This window comes from Streptomyces sp. 12E, from assembly GCF_055633275.1.
The window spans coordinates 2,659,123-2,676,825 of sequence record NZ_JBVNCJ010000001.1; the positions used below are offsets into that span (position 1 = coordinate 2,659,123).

The window sequence follows — 17,703 nt, forward strand, 5'->3', positions numbered from 1 at the left end:
AGGGGCCCGAGGCACGTCCGCGCCCGGAGCGGATCTCCGCTGATCGCTCCGGGCGGGGATCACTCCCCGTGGGTCGGGGCGAACATCCGCAGCACGGCGGGGAGGACGACCACCGCCGGGCCCGGGGTGGCCAGGGCCTTCGCGAGGTCCTGTTCCAGGGTTTCGGGGCTGGTGCGCAGGCCCGGTACGCCGAAGGACTCCGCCAGGGCCACGTAGTCGGGGCGGATGAGCTCCGTCGCCGTGGGCTCGCCGAAGGCGTCGGTCATGTACTCGCGCAGGATGCCGTAGCCGCCGTCGTCGACGATCAGCCAGGTGACGTCCAGCTCGTGCTGGCGGGCGGTGGCCAGTTCGGCGACGGAGTACAGGGCGCCGCCGTCGCCGGAGACCGCGAGGACCGGGCGGGTGGGGTCGGCGACGGCCGCGCCGAGGGCGGCCGGGAAGCCGTAACCGAGGCCGCCGGCGCCCTGCGCGGAGTGCAGGTGGTTGGGGCCCATGGCGTCGAAGGCGGACCAGGCCCAGTACGCCAGGATCGTCATGTCCCAGAAGGACGGCGAGCCGGTGGGCAGGGCGCGGCGGACCGCCGTCAGCACCTGCCGTTCCAGGGTGAGTTCCTGGGCCGCGATGCGCTCACGGACCCGGTCCAGGACTCCCCGCACCCGCTCGGCGGCCCTCGCGTCCTCGCGCGGCTCCACCGTCTCCAGGAGCGCCTGGAGCGCGAGGCGGGCGTCGGCGTGGATGCCGAGGCCCGGGTGGTTGGACTCCAGCTTGCCGAGGTCGGCCTCGATCTGGATCACCCGGCCGCGCGGCTCGAACGTGTGGTAGTTGGAGGAGAGTTCGCCGAGGCCGGAGCCGACGACCAGCAGGACGTCGGCGTCCTGGAGGAAGTCGGTGGTGTGGCGGTCCTCCAGCCAGGACTGCAGCGACAGCGGGTGCGTCCAGGGGAAGGCCCCCTTGCCGCCGGGGGTGGTGACCACCGGGGCCTGGATGCGCTCGGCGAGCTGCCTCAGCTTGCCCGAGGCGTCGGAGCGGACCACTCCCCCGCCCGCGATGATCGCGGGGCGGGCGGCGTTCGCCAGCAGGTGGGCGGCGAGCGCGGTGAGTTCGGGACGCGGGGGCAGCTCCTCGGGGGTGGCGTCCATCGCCGTCACCACGGGCAGGACCGTCTCCGCGAGGAGCACGTCCTGCGGGATCTCCACCCACACGGGGCCGTGCGGGACGGTCAGCGCCGACTGCCAGGCCGCCGCGATCGCCGACGGGAGCTGGGACTGCGTACGGACCGTGTGCACCGACTTGACCACGCCGCGGAACGAGGCCGACTGGTCGGGGAGTTCGTGCAGGTAGCCGTGGCGCCCGCCGCCCAGACCGGCCGTCGGGACCTGACTGCAGATCGCCAGTACGGGGGCGGAGGCCGCCGCCGCCTCCTGGAGCGCGGCCAGGGAGGTGAGGGCTCCCGGGCCGGTCGACAGCAGCAGCGGGGCGGCCTCGCCGGTGATCCGGCCGTACGCGTCCGCCGCGAAACCGGCGTTGTTCTCCACGCGCAGGCCGATGTAGCGCAGGTCGGAGCGGCGCAGGGCGTCGAACACGCCGAGGGCGTGCTGGCCGGGCAGACCGAAGACGGTGGTCGCGCCGAGCCCGGCCAGGGTCTCCACGACCAGGTCCCCGCCGTTGCGGCCGGGAGGGGGATTCAGCGCGGCCTCCGTCTGGGCGGCGGTCGGGCGGAGCACCAGGTCGTGGTCGTGGGTCACTGCGCGCGGGCCTCTGCAATCTGGCGGGACATGATCGTGGTCAGCTCGTACGCCGTGTGGGACGCGGCGACCGAGGTGATCTCGGCGTGATCGTACGCGGGCGCCACCTCGACGACGTCCGCCGAGACCAGGTTGCAGGAGGCGAGTCCGCGCAGGATCTCCAGGAGCTCGCGGGAGGTCATGCCGCCGGCCTCGGGGGTGCCGGTGCCGGGGGCGTGCGCCGGGTCCAGGCAGTCGATGTCGATGGAGATGTACAGCGGGCGGTCACCGATGCGCTGGCGGAGCTGGTCGGCGACCTCGTCGGCGCCCCGGCGGTAGACGTCGGCGGAGGTGACGATGCCGAAGCCCATCTTCTCGTCGTCGGTGAGGTCCTGCTTGCCGTAGAGCGGGCCGCGGGTGCCGACGTGGGAGAGGGCGGAGGTGTCGAGGACGCCCTCCTCCACCGCGCGGCGGAACGGGGTGCCGTGGGTGTACTCGGCGCCGAAGTAGGTGTCCCAGGTGTCGAGGTGGGCGTCGAAGTGGAGCAGGGCGACGGGGCCGTGCTTCTTCGCGACCGAGCGGAGCAGGGGCAGGGCGATGGTGTGGTCGCCGCCCAGGGTCATCAGGCGGGCGCCGGTGCCGAGCAGGTCGTCGGCGGCGGCCTCGACCGTCTCCACGGCCTCGTTGATGTTGAACGGGTTCACGGCGATGTCGCCGCCGTCCGCGACCTGGGCGAGGGCGAAGGGGGAGGCGTCCTGCGCGGGGTTGTAGGGACGCAGCAGCCGGGACGCCTCACGGATGGCGTTGCCGCCGAAGCGGGCGCCCGGCCGGTAGGAGACGCCCGAGTCGAACGGCACGCCCACCACGGCGACGTCGGCGCGGCCGACCTCGTCGAGCCGGGGCAGCCGGGCGAAGGTCGCGGGCCCGGCGTACCGCGGGACGCGGGAGGAGTCGACGGGGCCGCGGGGCGTCTCGTTGCTGCTCATGGGACTGCCTTCTTTCCTGCTCTTCGCCTTGGCTCATGCGTGCGCCCGTACCCGTGGGCTGCCGGTCCGTTCCGACCATAAGGGGGCGGAAAGCATCTGCGAAGTGTACGTTTCCTCCATTCCCGCCGCACGGAATGGAGGAAGTGTCCAGCATGCCGGACCCCATGGTTCCGCCCACGCCCCCCGTGCCCCTGGAGGCCCTGCTGGCCCGCGCGGACCTCGGCCTGCGCCGGATCGCGGGGCCCGACGACCCCGGCACCGTCGTGCACGGGGCGCACACCTCGGAGATGGCGGACCCGTACCCGTATCTGCTGGGCGGGGAGCTGCTGCTGTCGGCGGGGGTGCACATCCCGGAGGGGGCGGGCGCGGGGTACTTCGACGCGTACGTCTCGCGGATCGTGGCGGCGGGCGGGGCGGCGCTCGGTTTCGGTCTGGCGCCGGTCCACAAGGCGGTGCCCGGGGCGCTGGTGGAGGCGTGCGAGATGCACGGGCTGCCGTTGCTGGAGGTGCCGCCGCGGACCACGTTCTCGGGGGTGGCGCGGGCGGTCTGGCAGTTGATGGCGCAGGCCCGCACGGCGGAGCTGCGCCGGGTCACGGAGGCCCAGCAGAGCCTCGCCACCGCCGCCGCCCGTCCGGACCCGCTCCGGCCGGTGCTCCACCAACTGGCCCAGCGGATCGACGGCTGGGCCGTCCTGTTCGCCCCGGACGCCACCGAGCTCGCCACCGCGGGAACCACCCCGCCCCCCGGGACGAGACACTCCCTGGCCGACCTGGCCAAAGTCGTACGCCCCGACATGAGTACGGACAGTCGTACCGCCCCGGCCACGGGCAGCCGAGCCGACGTAGCCGCGGGCAGTCGTGCCGCTGGGGCGGCACGGGTGGGCGCAGCGGCACCCGGCGAACGCCGGCCGGTGAAGCCCGTCCCCGGCGAGCACCGACAAGCGGCCCCCGTCCCCGCCACCGCCAGCGACACGGTCGACGGCACCCACCTCGCCGCCTACGCCCTGGGCACGGGCCACGGCTTCGTACTCGGCGTGGCCTCCCCCCACCGCACCCCCGGCGACCACACCATCGCCTCCGTCGCGGCCGCCCTGCTCACCCTCCTCACCGGCCGCCACCGGAGCGGCACCGCCACGGCCCACTCCTGCGCGCTCGTACGCCTGCTGCTGGGCGCCCCGCCCGAGGACGTCACCCCCCTCCTCGGCGGAGCACGGTGGCACGTCGTGCACGCCCGGCCGGACGACCGCACCGCACCCGACCCCCTGGCCGCCGCCGCGCTCGGCACGGCGCTCGGCTCGCCCCTGGTCGACCCGGCGGGCGAGGTCGTACGCGTGCTGGTGCCGGCCGACCGGCCCGTGGAACCGCTGCCGGGCTGGACCCTCGGCGTCAGCACGGTCGCCGACCCGCCCGACTGGCCGGACGCCGACACCCGGGCCGCCCGCGCCCTGGCCCGGGCCCGCGCCACCCGCGTCCCGCTGCTCCGGCACGGCGACCGCCCCGCCCTCGCCGACCTCGTCCCGCCGCACGACGCGGACGCCCACGCCCGGTCGCTGCTCGCGCCGATGGCGACCGCTCCCGCCCTCACCGACACCCTGCGCACCTGGCTCTCCCTGCACGGCAGCTGGGACCGTACGGCGGTGGCGCTGTCGGTGCACCGCAACACCGTGCGGCAGCGCATCGCGCGGTGCGCGGCGCTGCTGGAGGCCGACCTGGACGATCCGGACGTGCGGATGGAGCTGTGGTTCGCGCTGCGCCGGACATGAGCCGTACGGGCGGCACCGGGCAGCCGTACGGAGTCGACCGAGTACGTGACGCACGTCCCAGCGCGCGACACCCCGGGGACGCCCCCAGGCCGCTGCCTCACAATGAGGGCATGCCGATACCCGGGACACCCAGCCGCGCCGAACTCCTCGCCCACCTCGTCGCCACGCGCATCGCGGGCGATGTCGCCACGCCGCGCGAGAACAACCTCTCGCACTACCGCAAACTGGCGAACGGCGACCGTCACTTCTGGCTCGGTCTGGAGCTCGGCGACCGCTGGACCGACGAGCAGGACGTGCTGGCGGTGATGGCGGAGCGGGTCGGCGTCAACGACGACCCGGAGTACCGGTACGGGCAGGACACCATCGACCCGGAGCTGACCGTGTCCGGGCTCGAGCGCATGGCCGGGCGGCTGCGCAAGGCGGCGGACGGGCGGCAGCGGGTGCTGTTCGCGACCGGCCACCCGGGCGGGCTGCTGGACGTGCACCGGGCGACGGCCGCCGCGCTGCGGGCCGCCGGCTGCGAGATCGTGGTCATTCCGGACGGGCTGGTCACGGACGAGGGTTACGTGATGCAGTTCGCGGACGTGGCGGTGCTGGAGCACGGCGCCACGCTGTGGCACACCCACTCCGGTGAGCCGATGAAGACCGTCCTGACCGCCCTGGAGCGCGAGGGCCGCCCGCTGCCCGACCTGGTCGTCGCCGACCACGGCTGGGCGGGTGCGGCAGGGCAGTACGGCGTGGACAGCGTCGGCTACGCCGACTGCAACGACCCGGCCCTCTTCGTCGCCGAGTCCGAGGGCACCGTCCAGGTCACGGTCCCCCTCGACGACCACGTCACCAGCCCCCGCCACTACGACCCGATGACGGCGTACCTGCTGGCGGAGGCCGGTCTGGCGCGGTGAAACGCCCCGTCGGCCGGGCGCGGGGGACACGCCCGGCCGACGGGGCGGCCGGTGGACGCGGGGATCAGCTGGTGAACGGGACGGCGTCGGCGGGGTCGGCGTGCCAGTTGGTGGCGATCGGCCGGTCGACCGTGGCGGTGTCGGGGAGGCGGAGCGTGACGGAGTTCTCCTCGTCGCCGGCGACCGAGAGGTGGATCCGGTCGAACTGCACGCCGTTGTCGTTGTTGGTGGACTTGGGGCTGATGCCGGCGTAGGCGGCGGCGGAGCCGGCGAGGACGACGTCGTCGCTGACGCCGTGCTCGGCGGGCGAGACCTCGGTGTCGGGGTGGGAGCCGAAGGAGGCGGAGGGGAACACGCCCTCCAGGTGGCAGATGATGCCGGGCTTGGCCTTGGCGGTGACCAGGTAGTAGCCGCCCGCCTGCGTCTTGGCCGTGATCTTGAAGTTCAGGTCGCTGGTCGCGCAGGGCTGGGTGGTGAAGCCGCCGCTGTCGGCGGTGGCCGTGGCGGTGGCGGCGCCGCCGAGGGCGAGCGCGGCGACGGCGGCCAGGGCGAGGCGGGCGGAGCGGGTGGCGAGGCGTGAGCGCATGGCGGTCTCCATGGTGTGACGTGGTGGATCGGCCGGCGGGCTGCCGGGATGACCGCAGCTTGTGCCGTGATCCGTCCCGCCCGCCACATCGGACGCCCATGCCGGGACGCCGGAACGCTGGAACGGCCTCTGACCAGCAAGGATGCCGACCGTCTGGAACGGTCCACTGGGACGTGGACAGCCGTCCGGCCCCCGCGCGGGACATGTGCGGGGGCCGCTTCCGCGCGTCACGTGGAAGGGAGTGGAGGGGGAGGGGGACGTCCGGAGCCGGCTCAGGAGCGCGGGACCCGGACCACGCCCTCCTGGATGACCGAGACCGCGAGCCGGCCGTCCTGGGTGTAGATGCGGCCCTGGCCCAGGCCCCGGCCGCCGTGGGCCGACGGGGACTGCTGGTCGTACAGGAGCCACTCGTCGGCGCGGAACGGGCGGTGGAACCACATCGCGTGGTCCAGGGAGGCGCCGACGACGTCGCCGACGGCCCAGCCGCCGCGGCCGTGGGCGAGGAGGACGGAGTCCAGCAGCGTCATGTCGGAGACGTACGTGGCGAGGACGACGTGCAGCAGGGGGTCGTCCGTGAGCTTGCCGCTGGTGCGGAACCACACCTGGGAGCGGGGTTCGCGGGGTTCGCCGAAGCGGCCGTAGGGCGGCTCGTCGACGTAGCGCAGGTCGACGGCGGCGCGGGCCTCCAGGAAGCGCTCCACGACCTCGGGCGCGAGGTGGGCGTACCCGCGCAGGCGCTCCTCCGAGGCGGGCAGCGTGGCCGGGTCGGGGGAGGGCGGCATCGGGTCCTGGTGGTCCAGGCCCTCCTCGTACGCCTGGAAGGAGGCCGAGAGGTGGAAGATCGGCTTTCCGTGCTGGACCGCGACCACCCGACGGGTGGTGAAGGAGCGGCCGTCGCGGATCCGGTCGACGGTGTAGACGATCGGGGCGCCGGGGTCGCCGGGGCGCAGGAAGTACGCGTGCAGGGAGTGGGCGGGCCGGTCCTCGGGGACGGTCCGCCCGGCGGCGACCAGCGCCTGCGCCGCGACCTGCCCGCCGAAGACGCGGGGGACGACGGCGGGGCGGGAGTGGCCGCGGAAGATGTTCTCCTCGATCTGCTCGAGGTCGAGCAGATCGAGGAGATCCTGTAGTGCCTGACTCATGAGGTCAGTTGTATACGGCAGGGATTTCCGGGGCCTTACAGCCCCATGTCCTTGGCGATGATCGACTTCATGATCTCGCTGGTGCCGCCGTAGATGCGGTTGACGCGGTTGTCCGCGTACAGGCGGGCGATCGGGTACTCGTTCATGTAGCCGTAGCCGCCGTGCAGCTGGAGGCAGCGGTCGATGACGCGGTGCGCGACCTCGGTGCAGAACAGCTTGGCGCTGGCGGCCTCGGCGGGGGTGAGCTCGCCGGCGTCCAGGGCCTCGGTGGCGCGGTCGGCGACGGCCTCGGCGGCGTCCACCTCGGCCTGGCAGGCGGCCAGCTCGAACTTGGTGTTCTGGAAGTGGGCGACCGGCTTGCCGAAGACGGTGCGCTCCTGCACGTACTGCTTGGCGAACCGGACGGCGGCCTTGGCCTGGGCGTAGGCGCCGAAGGCGATGCCCCAGCGCTCGGAGGCCAGGTTGTGGCCGAGGTAGGAGAAGCCCTTGTTCTCCTCGCCGAGCAGGTCCTCGACGGGCACCTTGACGTCGACGAACGCCAGCTCGGCGGTGTCGGAGGTCCTCAGGCCGAGCTTGTCGAGCTTGCGGCCGACCGAGTAGCCCTCGGACTTGGTGTCCACGGCGAACAGGGAGATGCCGTGGCGGCGGTCCTCGGCCGTCGGGGCGGCGGTGCGGGCGCAGACGATCACCTTGTCGGCGTGGACGCCGCCGGTGATGAAGGTCTTGGCGCCGTTGAGGACGTAGTGCGTGCCGTCCTCGCTGAGCTTGGCGGTGGTCTTCATGCCCGCGAGGTCGGAGCCGGTGCCCGGCTCGGTCATCGCGATGGCCCACATCTCCTCGCCGGTGACGAACTTCGGCAGGAAGCGCTTCTTCTGCTCGTCGGTGGCCAGCATCTTGATGTACGGCAGGGCGAGCAGCACGTGCACGCCGGAGCCGCCGAACTGGACTCCCGCGCGGGCGGTCTCCTCGTAGAGGACGGCCTCGAACTTGTGGGTGTCCATGCCCGCGCCGCCGAACTCCTCGGGCACGCTGATGCCGAAGATGCCCAGCTCACCGAGCTTGTAGTAGAAGTCGCGGGGCGCCTGGCCCGCCGCGAACCACTCGTCGTAGACGGGGACGACCTCGGCCTCGATGAAGGCGCGGATGGTCTCCCGGAACGCCTCGTGATCCTCGTTGAAAACCGTACGGCGCACTGTCCGCCACCTCCAGAACCTGGGCATGTCTAAGCGCTTGCTCAGATCAAAGGTACCGGCGAGTATCCACAGCCGTCCAGAGCGGACGTCCCGTAACGCTCGTCACTCCGCCGGGGTCAGGGCGAGCCCGCCGCCGCGAACGCGCCCCGGGCCATCCGGTGCAGCAGTTCGGCGGTGCCCGCGCGGCCGGGCAGCGAGCCGGGGCGGGTGAGGTGGGGGGTGGAGTTGAGCAGGCCGAACACCGAGTGGACCGCCGAGCGGGCGGCCGGTTCGGCCAGCTCCGGGTACAGCTCGCGGACCACCCCCACCCACAGCTCGACGTACTGCCGCTGCAACTGGCGGACCAGCTTGCGGTCGGTGTCCCGGAGGCGGTCCAGCTCGCGGTCGTGCAGGGTGATGAGGGGGCGGTCGTCGAGCGCGAAGTCGATGTGCCCCTCGATCAGCGAGTCGAGGACCGCCTCGGGGGCCACCCCGTCGGCCTCCTTCAGGCGCCGCTTCGCGCCGGTCAGCAGTCGGCCGCTGATCCCCACCAGCAGCTCCGCGAGCATCGCGTCCTTGCCCGCGAAGTGCCGGTAGAGCCCGGGGCCGCTGATGCCGACCGCGGCGCCTATCTCGTCGACCCCGACGCCGTGGAAGCCGCGGTCGGCGAAGAGCCGGGCGGCCTCCTTGAGGATCTGCTCGCGGCGGGTGGGGGCGTCGGTTCTGGTGGCCATGGAGACGATTCTAGACAGCGCGGTTAGCGGTCGTTAACCTGAAGGAAGTGCGTTAACGCTCATTAACGAGGTGAGGGGACCCGCAGGATGCATGAGGCACCGGAGCTTCACAGCGCGGCCGATCCCGCGTCGGAGGCCTTTCGGGCCAACGAGGAGGCGCACCGCGCGCTCGTCGAGGAGCTGCGCGGCAAGCTGGCCGCGGCGGCGCTCGGCGGCGGCGAGCGGGCGCGGGAGCGGCACACCGCGCGCGGCAAGCTGCTCCCGCGCGACCGCGTGGACACGCTCCTCGACCCCGGATCGCCCTTCCTGGAGCTGGCCCCGCTGGCGGCCGACGGGATGTACGAGGGGCAGGCCCCGGCGGCCGGCGTGATCGCCGGGATCGGGCGGATCGCCGGCCGGGAGTGCGTGGTCGTGGCCAACGACGCCACCGTCAAGGGCGGCACCTACTACCCGATGACGGTGAAGAAGCACCTGCGCGCGCAGGAGGTGGCCCTCGACAACCGGCTCCCCTGCGTCTACCTGGTGGACTCGGGCGGCGCGTTCCTGCCGATGCAGGACGAGGTGTTCCCGGACCGGGACCACTTCGGGCGGATCTTCTACAACCAGGCCCGGATGTCCGGCGCCGGCATCCCGCAGATCGCGGCGGTGCTCGGCTCGTGCACGGCGGGCGGCGCGTACGTCCCGGCGATGAGCGACGAGGCGGTGATCGTCCGGAACCAGGGCACGATCTTCCTGGGCGGCCCGCCGCTGGTGAAGGCGGCCACCGGCGAGGTGGTCACGGCGGAGGAGCTGGGCGGGGGCGAGGTCCACGCGCGGGTCTCGGGCGTCACCGACCACCTCGCGGAGGACGACGCGCACGCGCTGCGGATCGTGCGGAACATCGTCTCCACGCTGCCCGCGCGGGGGCGGCTGCCCTGGCAGGTGGAGCAGGCCGTCGAGCCCAAGGTGGACCCGGCGGGGCTGTACGGGGCGGTGCCGGTCGACTCCCGCACGCCCTACGACGTGCGCGAGATCATCGCGCGCGTCACCGACGGCTCCCGCTTCGCCGAGTTCAAGTCGGAGTTCGGGCAGACCCTGGTCACCGGCTTCGCCCGGATCCACGGCCACCCGGTGGGCATCGTCGCCAACAACGGCATCCTGTTCTCCGAGTCCGCCCAGAAGGGCGCCCACTTCATCGAGCTGTGCGACCAGCGCGGCATCCCCCTGGTGTTCCTGCAGAACATCTCGGGCTTCATGGTCGGCCGGGACTACGAGGCGGGCGGCATCGCCAAGCACGGCGCCAAGATGGTCACGGCGGTCGCCTGCACGCGCGTGCCGAAGCTGACGGTGGTGGTCGGCGGGTCGTACGGGGCGGGCAACTACTCGATGTGCGGACGGGCGTACTCGCCCCGGTTCCTGTGGATGTGGCCGAACGCCAAGATCTCGGTGATGGGCGGCGAGCAGGCCGCCTCCGTCCTCGCGACCGTCAAGCGGGACCAGCTCCAGGCGCGCGGCGAGGAGTGGCCGGCCGAGGACGAGGACGCCTTCAAGGCCCCGATCCGCGCCCAGTACGAGCGTCAGGGGAACGCCTACTACGCGACGGCCCGCCTCTGGGACGACGGCGTGATCGACCCGATGGAGACCCGGCAGGTCCTGGGCCTGGCCCTGACCGCGTGCGCCAACGCGCCACTGAGCGACCCTCAGTTCGGCGTCTTCCGGATGTGAGGGGACCCCTGACGATGACAGAGCAGATGTTCGAGACGGTGCTGGTGGCCAACCGGGGCGAGATCGCGGTCCGCGTCATCCGCACCCTGCGGTCGATGGGCGTGCGCTCGGTGGCCGTGTACTCCGACGCGGACGCCGACGCCCGGCACGTGCGGGAGGCCGACACGGCGGTGCGGATCGGGCCGGCGGCGGCCTCGGAGAGCTACCTGTCGGTGGAGCGGCTGCTGCGGGCCGCCGCCCGCACCGGCGCGCAGGCGGTCCACCCCGGGTACGGCTTCCTCGCCGAGAACGCCGCCTTCGCGCGGGCGTGCACGGAGGCGGGGCTGGTGTTCATCGGTCCCCCGGCGGACGCGATCGCCCTGATGGGCGACAAGATCCGCGCGAAGGAGACGGTGCGGGCGGCCGGGGTGCCGGTGGTGCCCGGCTCCAGCGGCAGCGGGCTGACGGACGAGCAGCTCGCCGGGGCGGCCCGGGAGATCGGGATGCCGGTGCTGCTGAAGCCGTCCGCGGGCGGTGGCGGCAAGGGCATGCGCCTGGTGCGGGACGCCTCGGCGCTGGCCGACGAGATCGCCGCCGCCCGCCGTGAGGCCCGCGCCTCCTTCGGCGACGACACGCTGCTGGTCGAGCGGTGGATCGACCGCCCCCGGCACATCGAGATCCAGGTGCTGGCCGACGGCCACGGAGGCGTCGTCCACCTCGGTGAGCGCGAGTGCTCGCTGCAGCGCCGCCACCAGAAGATCATCGAGGAGGCGCCCAGCGTGCTCCTCGACGAGCGGACCCGGGCCGCGATGGGCGAGGCGGCGGTCCAGGCGGCCCGCTCCTGCGGCTACCGGGGCGCGGGCACGGTGGAGTTCATCGTCCCGGGCGACGACCCCTCGTCGTACTACTTCATGGAGATGAACACCCGCCTCCAGGTGGAGCACCCGGTCACCGAGCTGATCACGGGGCTCGACCTGGTGGAGTGGCAGCTGCGGGCGGCGGCGGGCGAGCCGCTGCCGTTCGGGCAGGACGACGTCCGGCTCACCGGCCACGCGGTCGAGGCCCGTGTCTGCGCGGAGGACCCCGCGCGGGGCTTCCTCCCCTCCGGCGGCACGGTGCTGAGGCTGCGCGAGCCGCAGGGCGACGGGGTGCGCACCGACTCCGGGCTGAGCGAGGGCACGGAGGTCGGCAGCCTCTACGACCCGATGCTGTCCAAGGTGATCGCGTACGGCCCCGACCGCGCGACCGCGCTGCGCAGGCTCCGCGCGGCCCTCGCGGAGACGGTCACGCTGGGCGTGCAGACCAACGCCGGGTTCCTGCGGCGGCTGCTGGCGCACCCGGCGGTGGCCGCCGGGGACCTGGACACCGGGCTGGTCGAGCGCGAGGTGGACGGGCTCGTACCGGACGCGGTGCCGGCGGAGACGTACGCGGCGGCGGCGCTGCTGCGGCAGGCCTGCCTCGCGCCCGCCGGCGCGTCCGGCTGGCGGGACCCCTTCGCCGCGGCCGACGGATGGCGTCTGGGCGGCACGCGGGCCTGGACGGCGCACCACCTCCGGGTGGCGGGCCACGACCCGGTGACCGTGCGCGTGCGCAGCACCCCGGACGGCGGTACGGAACTGCTGCTCCCCGGCTCCGGCGCCCCGCTGCGGGCGTCCGCGGGCCCGGTGGGCGGGCACCGGTTCACCTTCGCGCTCGACGGTGTCACCCACACCTTCGCCGCCCTGCCGGACGGCACCTGGCTGGGCCGGGACGGCGACGCCTGGCACGTGCGCGACCACGACCCGGTCGTCGCGTCCCTCACCCGCGCCGGCCGGGCGGGCGCCGACTCGCTGACCGCGCCGATGCCCGGCACGGTGACGGTGGTGAAGGTCGCCGTCGGCGACGAGGTGAGCGCGGGCCAGAGCCTGCTGGTGGTGGAGGCGATGAAGATGGAGCACGTCGTCTCCGCCCCGCACGCCGGCACGGTCACCGAACTGGACGTGGCCCCGGGCACGACGGTCGCGATGGACCAGGTGCTGGCGGTCATCGCCCCCGTGGAGGAGGAGACGGCGTGAACACCACGGAACCGGACCTGCCCATGGTCGTACCGGCCGAGGGCCTGCCCGCGCGGGTGCGCATCCACGAGGTCGGCGCGCGCGACGGGCTGCAGAACGAGAAGGCGACCGTGCCGACGGCCGTCAAGGCGGAGTTCGTCCGCCGCCTGGCCGGCACGGGTCTGACCACCATCGAGGCGACGAGCTTCGTGCGCCCCGAGTGGGTGCCCCAGCTGGCGGACGCCGAGGAGCTGTACCCGGCCGTCGCGGACCTGCCGGTGGAGCTGCCCGTCCTGGTGCCGAACGAGCGCGGCCTGGACCGCGCGCTGGCGCTGGGCGTCCGGCGGGTGGCGGTCTTCGCCAGCGCCACGGAGTCCTTCGCCAAGGCCAACCTCAACCGCACGGTGGACGAGGCGCTGGCGATGTTCGAGCCGGTGGTGCGGCGGGCGAAGGCGCAGGACGTCCACGTCCGCGGCTACCTGTCGATGTGCTTCGGCGACCCGTGGGAGGGCGCGGTCCCCGTCCCGCAGGTGGTGAAGGTCTGCCGGGCCCTGCTGGACATGGGCTGCGACGAGCTGAGCCTGGGCGACACCATCGGCGTGGCGACCCCGGGGCACGTCACGGCCCTGCTCACCGCGCTCACCGCGGCGGACGTGCCCGTGTCCGCGCTGGGCGTGCACTTCCACGACACCTACGGCCAGGCCCTGTCCAACACGCTGGCCGCGCTCCGGCAGGGCGTCACCACGGTCGACGCCTCCGCCGGCGGTCTCGGCGGCTGCCCGTACGCGAAGTCCGCCACCGGCAATCTCGCCACCGAAGACCTCGTGTGGATGCTGCGGGGCCTCGGCATCGACACCGGGGTCGACCTCGGCCGTCTGGTCGCCACGAGCGTCTGGATGGCCGCCCACCTGGGCCGACCCAGCCCGTCCCGCACCGTACGAGCCCTCTCCCACCAGGAGCAGTGAACGACATGGACCACAAGCTCTCCCCCGAACTGGAAGAACTCCGCCGTACGGTCGAGGAGTTCGCGCACGACGTGGTGGCGCCGAAGATCGGTGACTTCTACGAGCGGCATGAGTTCCCGTACGAGATCGTGCGGGAGATGGGCCGGATGGGCCTGTTCGGGCTGCCGTTCCCGGAGGAGTACGGCGGCATGGGCGGCGACTACTTCGCGCTGGGCGTGGCCCTGGAGGAGCTCGCGCGGGTCGACTCCTCGGTGGCCATCACCCTGGAGGCGGGCGTCTCCCTGGGCGCGATGCCGCTCCACCTCTTCGGCACCGAGGCGCAGAAGCGCGAGTGGCTCCCCCGCCTGTGCTCGGGCGAGATCCTCGGCGCGTTCGGCCTGACCGAGCCGGACGGCGGCAGCGACGCGGGCGCGACCCGTACGACGGCCCGGCTGGACGAGTCGACGGGCGAGTGGGTCATCAACGGCACCAAGTGCTTCATCACCAACTCGGGCACCGACATCACGGGCCTGGTCACGGTCACCGCGGTCACCGGCCGCAAGCCGGACGGCAAGCCGCTGATCTCGGCGATCATCGTCCCGTCGGGCACGCCGGGCTTCACGGTGGCGGCGCCCTACTCGAAGGTCGGCTGGAACGCCTCGGACACGCGGGAGCTGTCCTTCGCCGACGTCCGGGTCCCGGCCGCCAACCTCCTCGGCGAGGAGGGCCGCGGGTACGCCCAGTTCCTGCGCATCCTGGACGAGGGCCGCATCGCCATCGCCGCGCTGGGCACGGGGCTCGCGCAGGGCTGTGTGGACGAGTCGGTGAGGTACGCCAAGGAGCGGCACGCGTTCGGCCGGCCGATCGGAGCCAACCAGGCGATCCAGTTCAAGATCGCCGACATGGAGATGAAGGCCCACACGGCCCGCCTCGCCTGGCGCGACGCGGCCAGCCGGCTGGTGACCGGCGAGCCCTTCAAGAAGGAGGCGGCGCTGGCCAAGCTGTACTCGTCCACGGTCGCCGTGGACAACGCCCGCGACGCCACCCAGATCCACGGCGGCTACGGCTTCATGAACGAGTACCCGGTGGCCCGCATGTGGCGCGACTCCAAGATCCTGGAGATCGGCGAGGGCACGAGCGAGGTCCAGCGCATGCTGATCGCGCGGGAGTTGGGCCTGGCGGGCTGAGCCTCGGCACCGGCCCGCGTCCAGCGTGTACGCGGGCCGGTCGGCCCGTCGGCGAAGCGTCCGGCCCGGCTTGATCGCGCGCCGAACACGGACGGCCACCATGCGAAGTCATCAGTACTCTGGAACCGTGGACTACGCGAAGATGCGCGCGATCGCCGAGCAGCTCGGAGCCCATGCCGAACAGCTCGAGGGTTCCTGGAGCGTAGAGATCGGCCCGTCGGGTCCGGTACTGGCCATGATGTGCCCCTCGAAGCGTCACGAGGGCACCATCCGGCGCATCTGCAAGCAGTCGGACGAGCAGCTCCTCACCACCCACCGTGGTTACATCTGCGCGAACGGCCCGGAGATCGAGCACCCCGCGATCGGCCGCATGCGGCGCCCCGACGCCGTCGTCATTCCCGAGGCCGTGCTCGACGAAGAGGGCCTCGCCGTCGACGCCACGCAGGTCCTGGCGGTCGTCGAGATCGTCTCCCCGGCCGACCCGAACAACGACTACGGCGAAAAACTCGCCGAGTACCCCGCCATGGGCATCCCGCACTACATGATCGTCGACCCCAGGACCGGCACGATCGAGGTGCACTCGGCCCCGTGCGGGAGCCACTACGGCGACAACGACCCGTACATCTTCGGGGACATGGTCCCGTTCGGCCCCTGGACGGTGGACACGTCCGCGTTCCGCCGCTACGGCAAGGACCGGGAGGAGCCCTCCCCGGCATAGGCCCGTCTGTTCGTGCGGCTCGGTCCACGGTTCGGCACGGGCATGCCGACCGGCCGGGAGGGAACGCATACCGGGCGCCCTCTGGACAGATCCTGAGGTTAGGCTAACCTAAGCCTGTTTCCAGCCCAGGACGGCTCCGTACGCACGAAAGCAGAACCTTCCATGTCGAACGCCACAACCGCCCGCTTCTCCCGTCGGGGACTGCTCGCCGCCGGTGGCGCCCTCGGACTCGGCGCCGTGCTCACCGCCTGCGGGGGCGACGACGCGAAGAGCGGCGGCTCGGACGCGACGGGGTCCGGCGGGTCGAAGTCCGGTCCGTGGTCCTTCAAGGACGACCGCGGCACCACCGTGAAGCTCGACAAGGTGCCGACGAAGATCGTCGCGTTCACCGGTGTCGCCGCCGCGCTGTACGACTACGGCGTCGAGGTGAAGGGCGTCTTCGGCCCGACCAGGACGCCGGACGGCAAGGCCGACGTCCAGGCCGGCGACATGGACGTCAGCAAGCTGACGATCTTCGGCAACAAGTTCGACAGCTTCAACGTCGAGCAGTACGCGGCCTTCGGGCCCGAGGTGCTCATCAGCACGACGTTCGACGAGGCCGGGTCGCTCTGGTACGTCCCGGAGGCCTCCAAGGACAAGATCGCCAAGCTCGCCCCGAGCGTGGCCGTCTCCGTCTACGACCTCCAGATGCCCCGGCCGCTGCAGCGCATGGCCGAGCTGGCCGAGTCGCTGGGCGCCGACATGAAGGCCACGAAGGTCGTCGAGGCGAAGAAGAGGTTCGAGGACGCCGCCGAGCGGCTGCGCAAGGCCGCCAAGGCCCGCCCGGAGATCAGGGTGCTGGCCGGCTCCGCCGCCCCGGACGTCTTCTACGTCTCCGGCTCCAACTACTCCATCGACCTGGAGTACTTCAAGGCCCTCGGCGTGAACCTCGTCGAGCCCCCGGAGGAGGCCAAGAAGGCGACCGGCGGCTGGTTCGAGACGCTGAGCTGGGAGAACGTCGACAAGTACCCGGCCGACGTCATCATCATGGACGACCGCGCCTCGACCATCCAGCCCGCCGACATCACCGAGGCGACCTGGAAGAAGCTCCCCGCGGTCAAGGCCGGTCAGGTCATCGCCCGCTCGCCCGAGCCGATCCTCTCCTACGACAAGTGCACGCCGCTGCTCGACAACCTCGCCGAGGCCATCGAGAAGGCCGAGAAGGTCGGCTGACCGCACCCGCCGAGACCCCTCTCCCCCCGGAGCCACACGTGACCACCGCCGTAGCCGCCCCGTTCCGCTTCTTCTCCCTCCAGGTCGCAGCGGTGAGGCGGCTCGGTCCGTCCCTGGTCCGGGTCACCTTCACCGGCCCCGAACTGCGCGACTTCCGCTCCGACGGGCACGACCAGTCCCTGTCGCTGTTCCTGCCGCACCCGGGGCAGAGCGAGCCGGTCGTGCCGCTCGAACTGGGCGACGACTGGTGGCAGGGGTGGCGCGAACTCCCCGACGACGTGCGGGCCGTGATGCGCTCGTACACGCTCCGGGGGCTGCGCGCGGACGCCGGGGGGCGCACCACCGAGGTCGACGTCGACTTCGTGCTGCACGGCGTCGCCGAGGGGGCCGGCGCGTCCGCCGCGGCGGGGCCGGCCTCCCGCTGGGCCGCCCGCGCCGCCGCCGGCGACCGGGTGCTGCTGCTCGGCCCCGCGATCGCCGACAACCGCGCGATCCGCTTCCGTCCGCCCGAGGACACCGACCTGGTGCTGCTCTGGGCCGACGAGACCGCCCTGCCGGCCGCGGCCGCCGTCCTGGAAGCCCTCCCGGCCGGCACCCGTGCCCGGGTGTGGCTGGAGGTGCCGCACCCCGGAGACGTCCAGGACCTGACGACCGAGGCCGACGCCGAGGTCACGTGGTTCGTCAGGGACGCGCACGACCAGGGCTCCCCCCTGGCCCTGGACGGCCTGCGCACCACCGGACTCCCGCCCGCCGAGCGGCCGTACGTCTGGATCGCCGGGGAGGCGGACTGCGTGAAGCTGCTGCGGCGGCACTTCGTGGGCGAGCGGGGGATCGACCGCGGGCGGGTGACGTTCGTGGGTTACTGGCGCCGCGGGCTGACGGAGGAGCAGTTGCGCCGGCAGGGCTAGCAAGAAACG

General features: G+C 73.0%; 15 protein-coding genes. 9 read left to right on the forward strand and 6 right to left on the reverse strand.

Annotated features, from left to right (window positions below):
• Positions 1-59: 59 nt before the first annotated feature.
• Together ACZ8ZB_RS12415 and speB are read right to left on the reverse strand one after the other, a co-directional pair.
• A complete protein-coding gene (locus ACZ8ZB_RS12415; protein ID WP_470737776.1) occupies positions 60-1,745 on the reverse strand; it encodes a thiamine pyrophosphate-binding protein in 1,686 nt (561 codons plus the stop codon).
• On the reverse strand, positions 1,742-2,710 hold the full coding sequence (gene speB, locus ACZ8ZB_RS12420) for an agmatinase (protein ID WP_470737777.1): 969 nt from the start codon (positions 2,708-2,710) through the stop codon (positions 1,742-1,744). Before speB ends, ACZ8ZB_RS12415 begins: the two co-directional genes overlap by 4 nt.
• Before the next feature lie 152 nt (positions 2,711-2,862).
• Here speB and ACZ8ZB_RS12425 point away from each other — a divergent pair, with 152 nt between their 5' ends.
• On the forward strand, positions 2,863-4,473 hold the full coding sequence (locus ACZ8ZB_RS12425) for a PucR family transcriptional regulator (RefSeq protein WP_470737778.1): 1,611 nt from the start codon (positions 2,863-2,865) through the stop codon (positions 4,471-4,473).
• 110 nt (positions 4,474-4,583) lie between these two features.
• The gene (locus tag ACZ8ZB_RS12430; protein WP_470737779.1) at positions 4,584-5,375 is read left to right on the forward strand and encodes a phosphatase; all 792 of its coding nucleotides are present in this window, start codon (positions 4,584-4,586) and stop codon (positions 5,373-5,375) included.
• Positions 5,376-5,439: 64 nt separating this feature from the next.
• On the opposite strand, the gene ACZ8ZB_RS12435 is transcribed toward ACZ8ZB_RS12430, so the two are convergent.
• The 4 genes from ACZ8ZB_RS12435 to ACZ8ZB_RS12450 form a co-directional block, all read right to left on the reverse strand.
• Positions 5,440-5,961, reverse strand: a complete 522-nt coding sequence (locus tag ACZ8ZB_RS12435) for a DUF4232 domain-containing protein (RefSeq protein WP_470737780.1) — start codon at positions 5,959-5,961, stop codon at positions 5,440-5,442.
• A 272-nt stretch (positions 5,962-6,233) separates the two neighbouring features.
• A complete protein-coding gene (gene tesB, locus ACZ8ZB_RS12440) occupies positions 6,234-7,103 on the reverse strand; it encodes an acyl-CoA thioesterase II (protein ID WP_470737781.1) in 870 nt (289 codons plus the stop codon).
• Between the two features lie 35 nt (positions 7,104-7,138).
• On the reverse strand, positions 7,139-8,296 hold the full coding sequence (locus ACZ8ZB_RS12445; protein WP_470737782.1) for an acyl-CoA dehydrogenase family protein: 1,158 nt from the start codon (positions 8,294-8,296) through the stop codon (positions 7,139-7,141).
• A 116-nt stretch (positions 8,297-8,412) separates the two neighbouring features.
• Complete coding sequence (locus ACZ8ZB_RS12450) at positions 8,413-9,009, reverse strand: SACE_7040 family transcriptional regulator (protein ID WP_470737783.1); 597 nt, start codon at positions 9,007-9,009, stop codon at positions 8,413-8,415.
• 87 nt (positions 9,010-9,096) lie between these two features.
• On the opposite strand from ACZ8ZB_RS12450, the gene ACZ8ZB_RS12455 reads away from it, so the two are divergent.
• The 7 genes from ACZ8ZB_RS12455 (at position 9,097) to ACZ8ZB_RS12485 (ending at position 17,694) form a co-directional block, all read left to right on the forward strand.
• The gene (locus tag ACZ8ZB_RS12455; RefSeq protein WP_470737784.1) at positions 9,097-10,713 is read left to right on the forward strand and encodes a carboxyl transferase domain-containing protein; all 1,617 of its coding nucleotides are present in this window, start codon (positions 9,097-9,099) and stop codon (positions 10,711-10,713) included.
• A 26-nt stretch (positions 10,714-10,739) separates the two neighbouring features.
• Positions 10,740-12,746: an acetyl/propionyl/methylcrotonyl-CoA carboxylase subunit alpha gene (locus ACZ8ZB_RS12460; protein WP_470741468.1), complete on the forward strand. Its 2,007-nt coding sequence runs from the start codon at positions 10,740-10,742 to the stop codon at positions 12,744-12,746.
• A gap of 23 nt (positions 12,747-12,769) precedes the next feature.
• Complete coding sequence (locus ACZ8ZB_RS12465) at positions 12,770-13,690, forward strand: hydroxymethylglutaryl-CoA lyase (RefSeq protein ID WP_470741469.1); 921 nt, start codon at positions 12,770-12,772, stop codon at positions 13,688-13,690.
• A gap of 5 nt (positions 13,691-13,695) precedes the next feature.
• Positions 13,696-14,856 carry an acyl-CoA dehydrogenase family protein gene (locus ACZ8ZB_RS12470; protein WP_470737785.1) on the forward strand — a complete coding sequence of 387 codons (1,161 nt, stop codon included), beginning with the start codon at positions 13,696-13,698 and terminating at the stop codon, positions 14,854-14,856.
• 127 nt (positions 14,857-14,983) lie between these two features.
• Positions 14,984-15,574, forward strand: coding sequence for a Uma2 family endonuclease (locus ACZ8ZB_RS12475; protein WP_470737786.1), 591 nt, complete (start codon positions 14,984-14,986; stop codon positions 15,572-15,574).
• A gap of 162 nt (positions 15,575-15,736) precedes the next feature.
• Positions 15,737-16,786 carry an ABC transporter substrate-binding protein gene (locus ACZ8ZB_RS12480; RefSeq protein ID WP_470737787.1) on the forward strand — a complete coding sequence of 350 codons (1,050 nt, stop codon included), beginning with the start codon at positions 15,737-15,739 and terminating at the stop codon, positions 16,784-16,786.
• A 38-nt stretch (positions 16,787-16,824) separates the two neighbouring features.
• Complete coding sequence (locus ACZ8ZB_RS12485) at positions 16,825-17,694, forward strand: siderophore-interacting protein (RefSeq protein ID WP_470737788.1); 870 nt, start codon at positions 16,825-16,827, stop codon at positions 17,692-17,694.
• Positions 17,695-17,703 lie beyond the last annotated feature (9 nt).

Coding starts and splice junctions, on each gene's coding strand:
- speB (WP_470737777.1), bottom strand. CDS start 2,710: ATGAGCAGCAACGAGACGCCCCGCGGCCCCGTCGACTCCTCCCGCGTC.
- ACZ8ZB_RS12470 (WP_470737785.1), top strand. CDS start 13,696: ATGGACCACAAGCTCTCCCCCGAACTGGAAGAACTCCGCCGTACGGTC.
- ACZ8ZB_RS12460 (WP_470741468.1), top strand. CDS start 10,740: ATGTTCGAGACGGTGCTGGTGGCCAACCGGGGCGAGATCGCGGTCCGC.
- ACZ8ZB_RS12430 (WP_470737779.1), top strand. CDS start 4,584: ATGCCGATACCCGGGACACCCAGCCGCGCCGAACTCCTCGCCCACCTC.
- ACZ8ZB_RS12465 (WP_470741469.1), top strand. CDS start 12,770: ATGGTCGTACCGGCCGAGGGCCTGCCCGCGCGGGTGCGCATCCACGAG.
- ACZ8ZB_RS12480 (WP_470737787.1), top strand. CDS start 15,737: ATGTCGAACGCCACAACCGCCCGCTTCTCCCGTCGGGGACTGCTCGCC.
- ACZ8ZB_RS12435 (WP_470737780.1), bottom strand. CDS start 5,961: ATGCGCTCACGCCTCGCCACCCGCTCCGCCCGCCTCGCCCTGGCCGCC.
- tesB (WP_470737781.1), bottom strand. CDS start 7,103: ATGAGTCAGGCACTACAGGATCTCCTCGATCTGCTCGACCTCGAGCAG.
- ACZ8ZB_RS12455 (WP_470737784.1), top strand. CDS start 9,097: ATGCATGAGGCACCGGAGCTTCACAGCGCGGCCGATCCCGCGTCGGAG.
- ACZ8ZB_RS12425 (WP_470737778.1), top strand. CDS start 2,863: ATGCCGGACCCCATGGTTCCGCCCACGCCCCCCGTGCCCCTGGAGGCC.
- ACZ8ZB_RS12450 (WP_470737783.1), bottom strand. CDS start 9,009: ATGGCCACCAGAACCGACGCCCCCACCCGCCGCGAGCAGATCCTCAAG.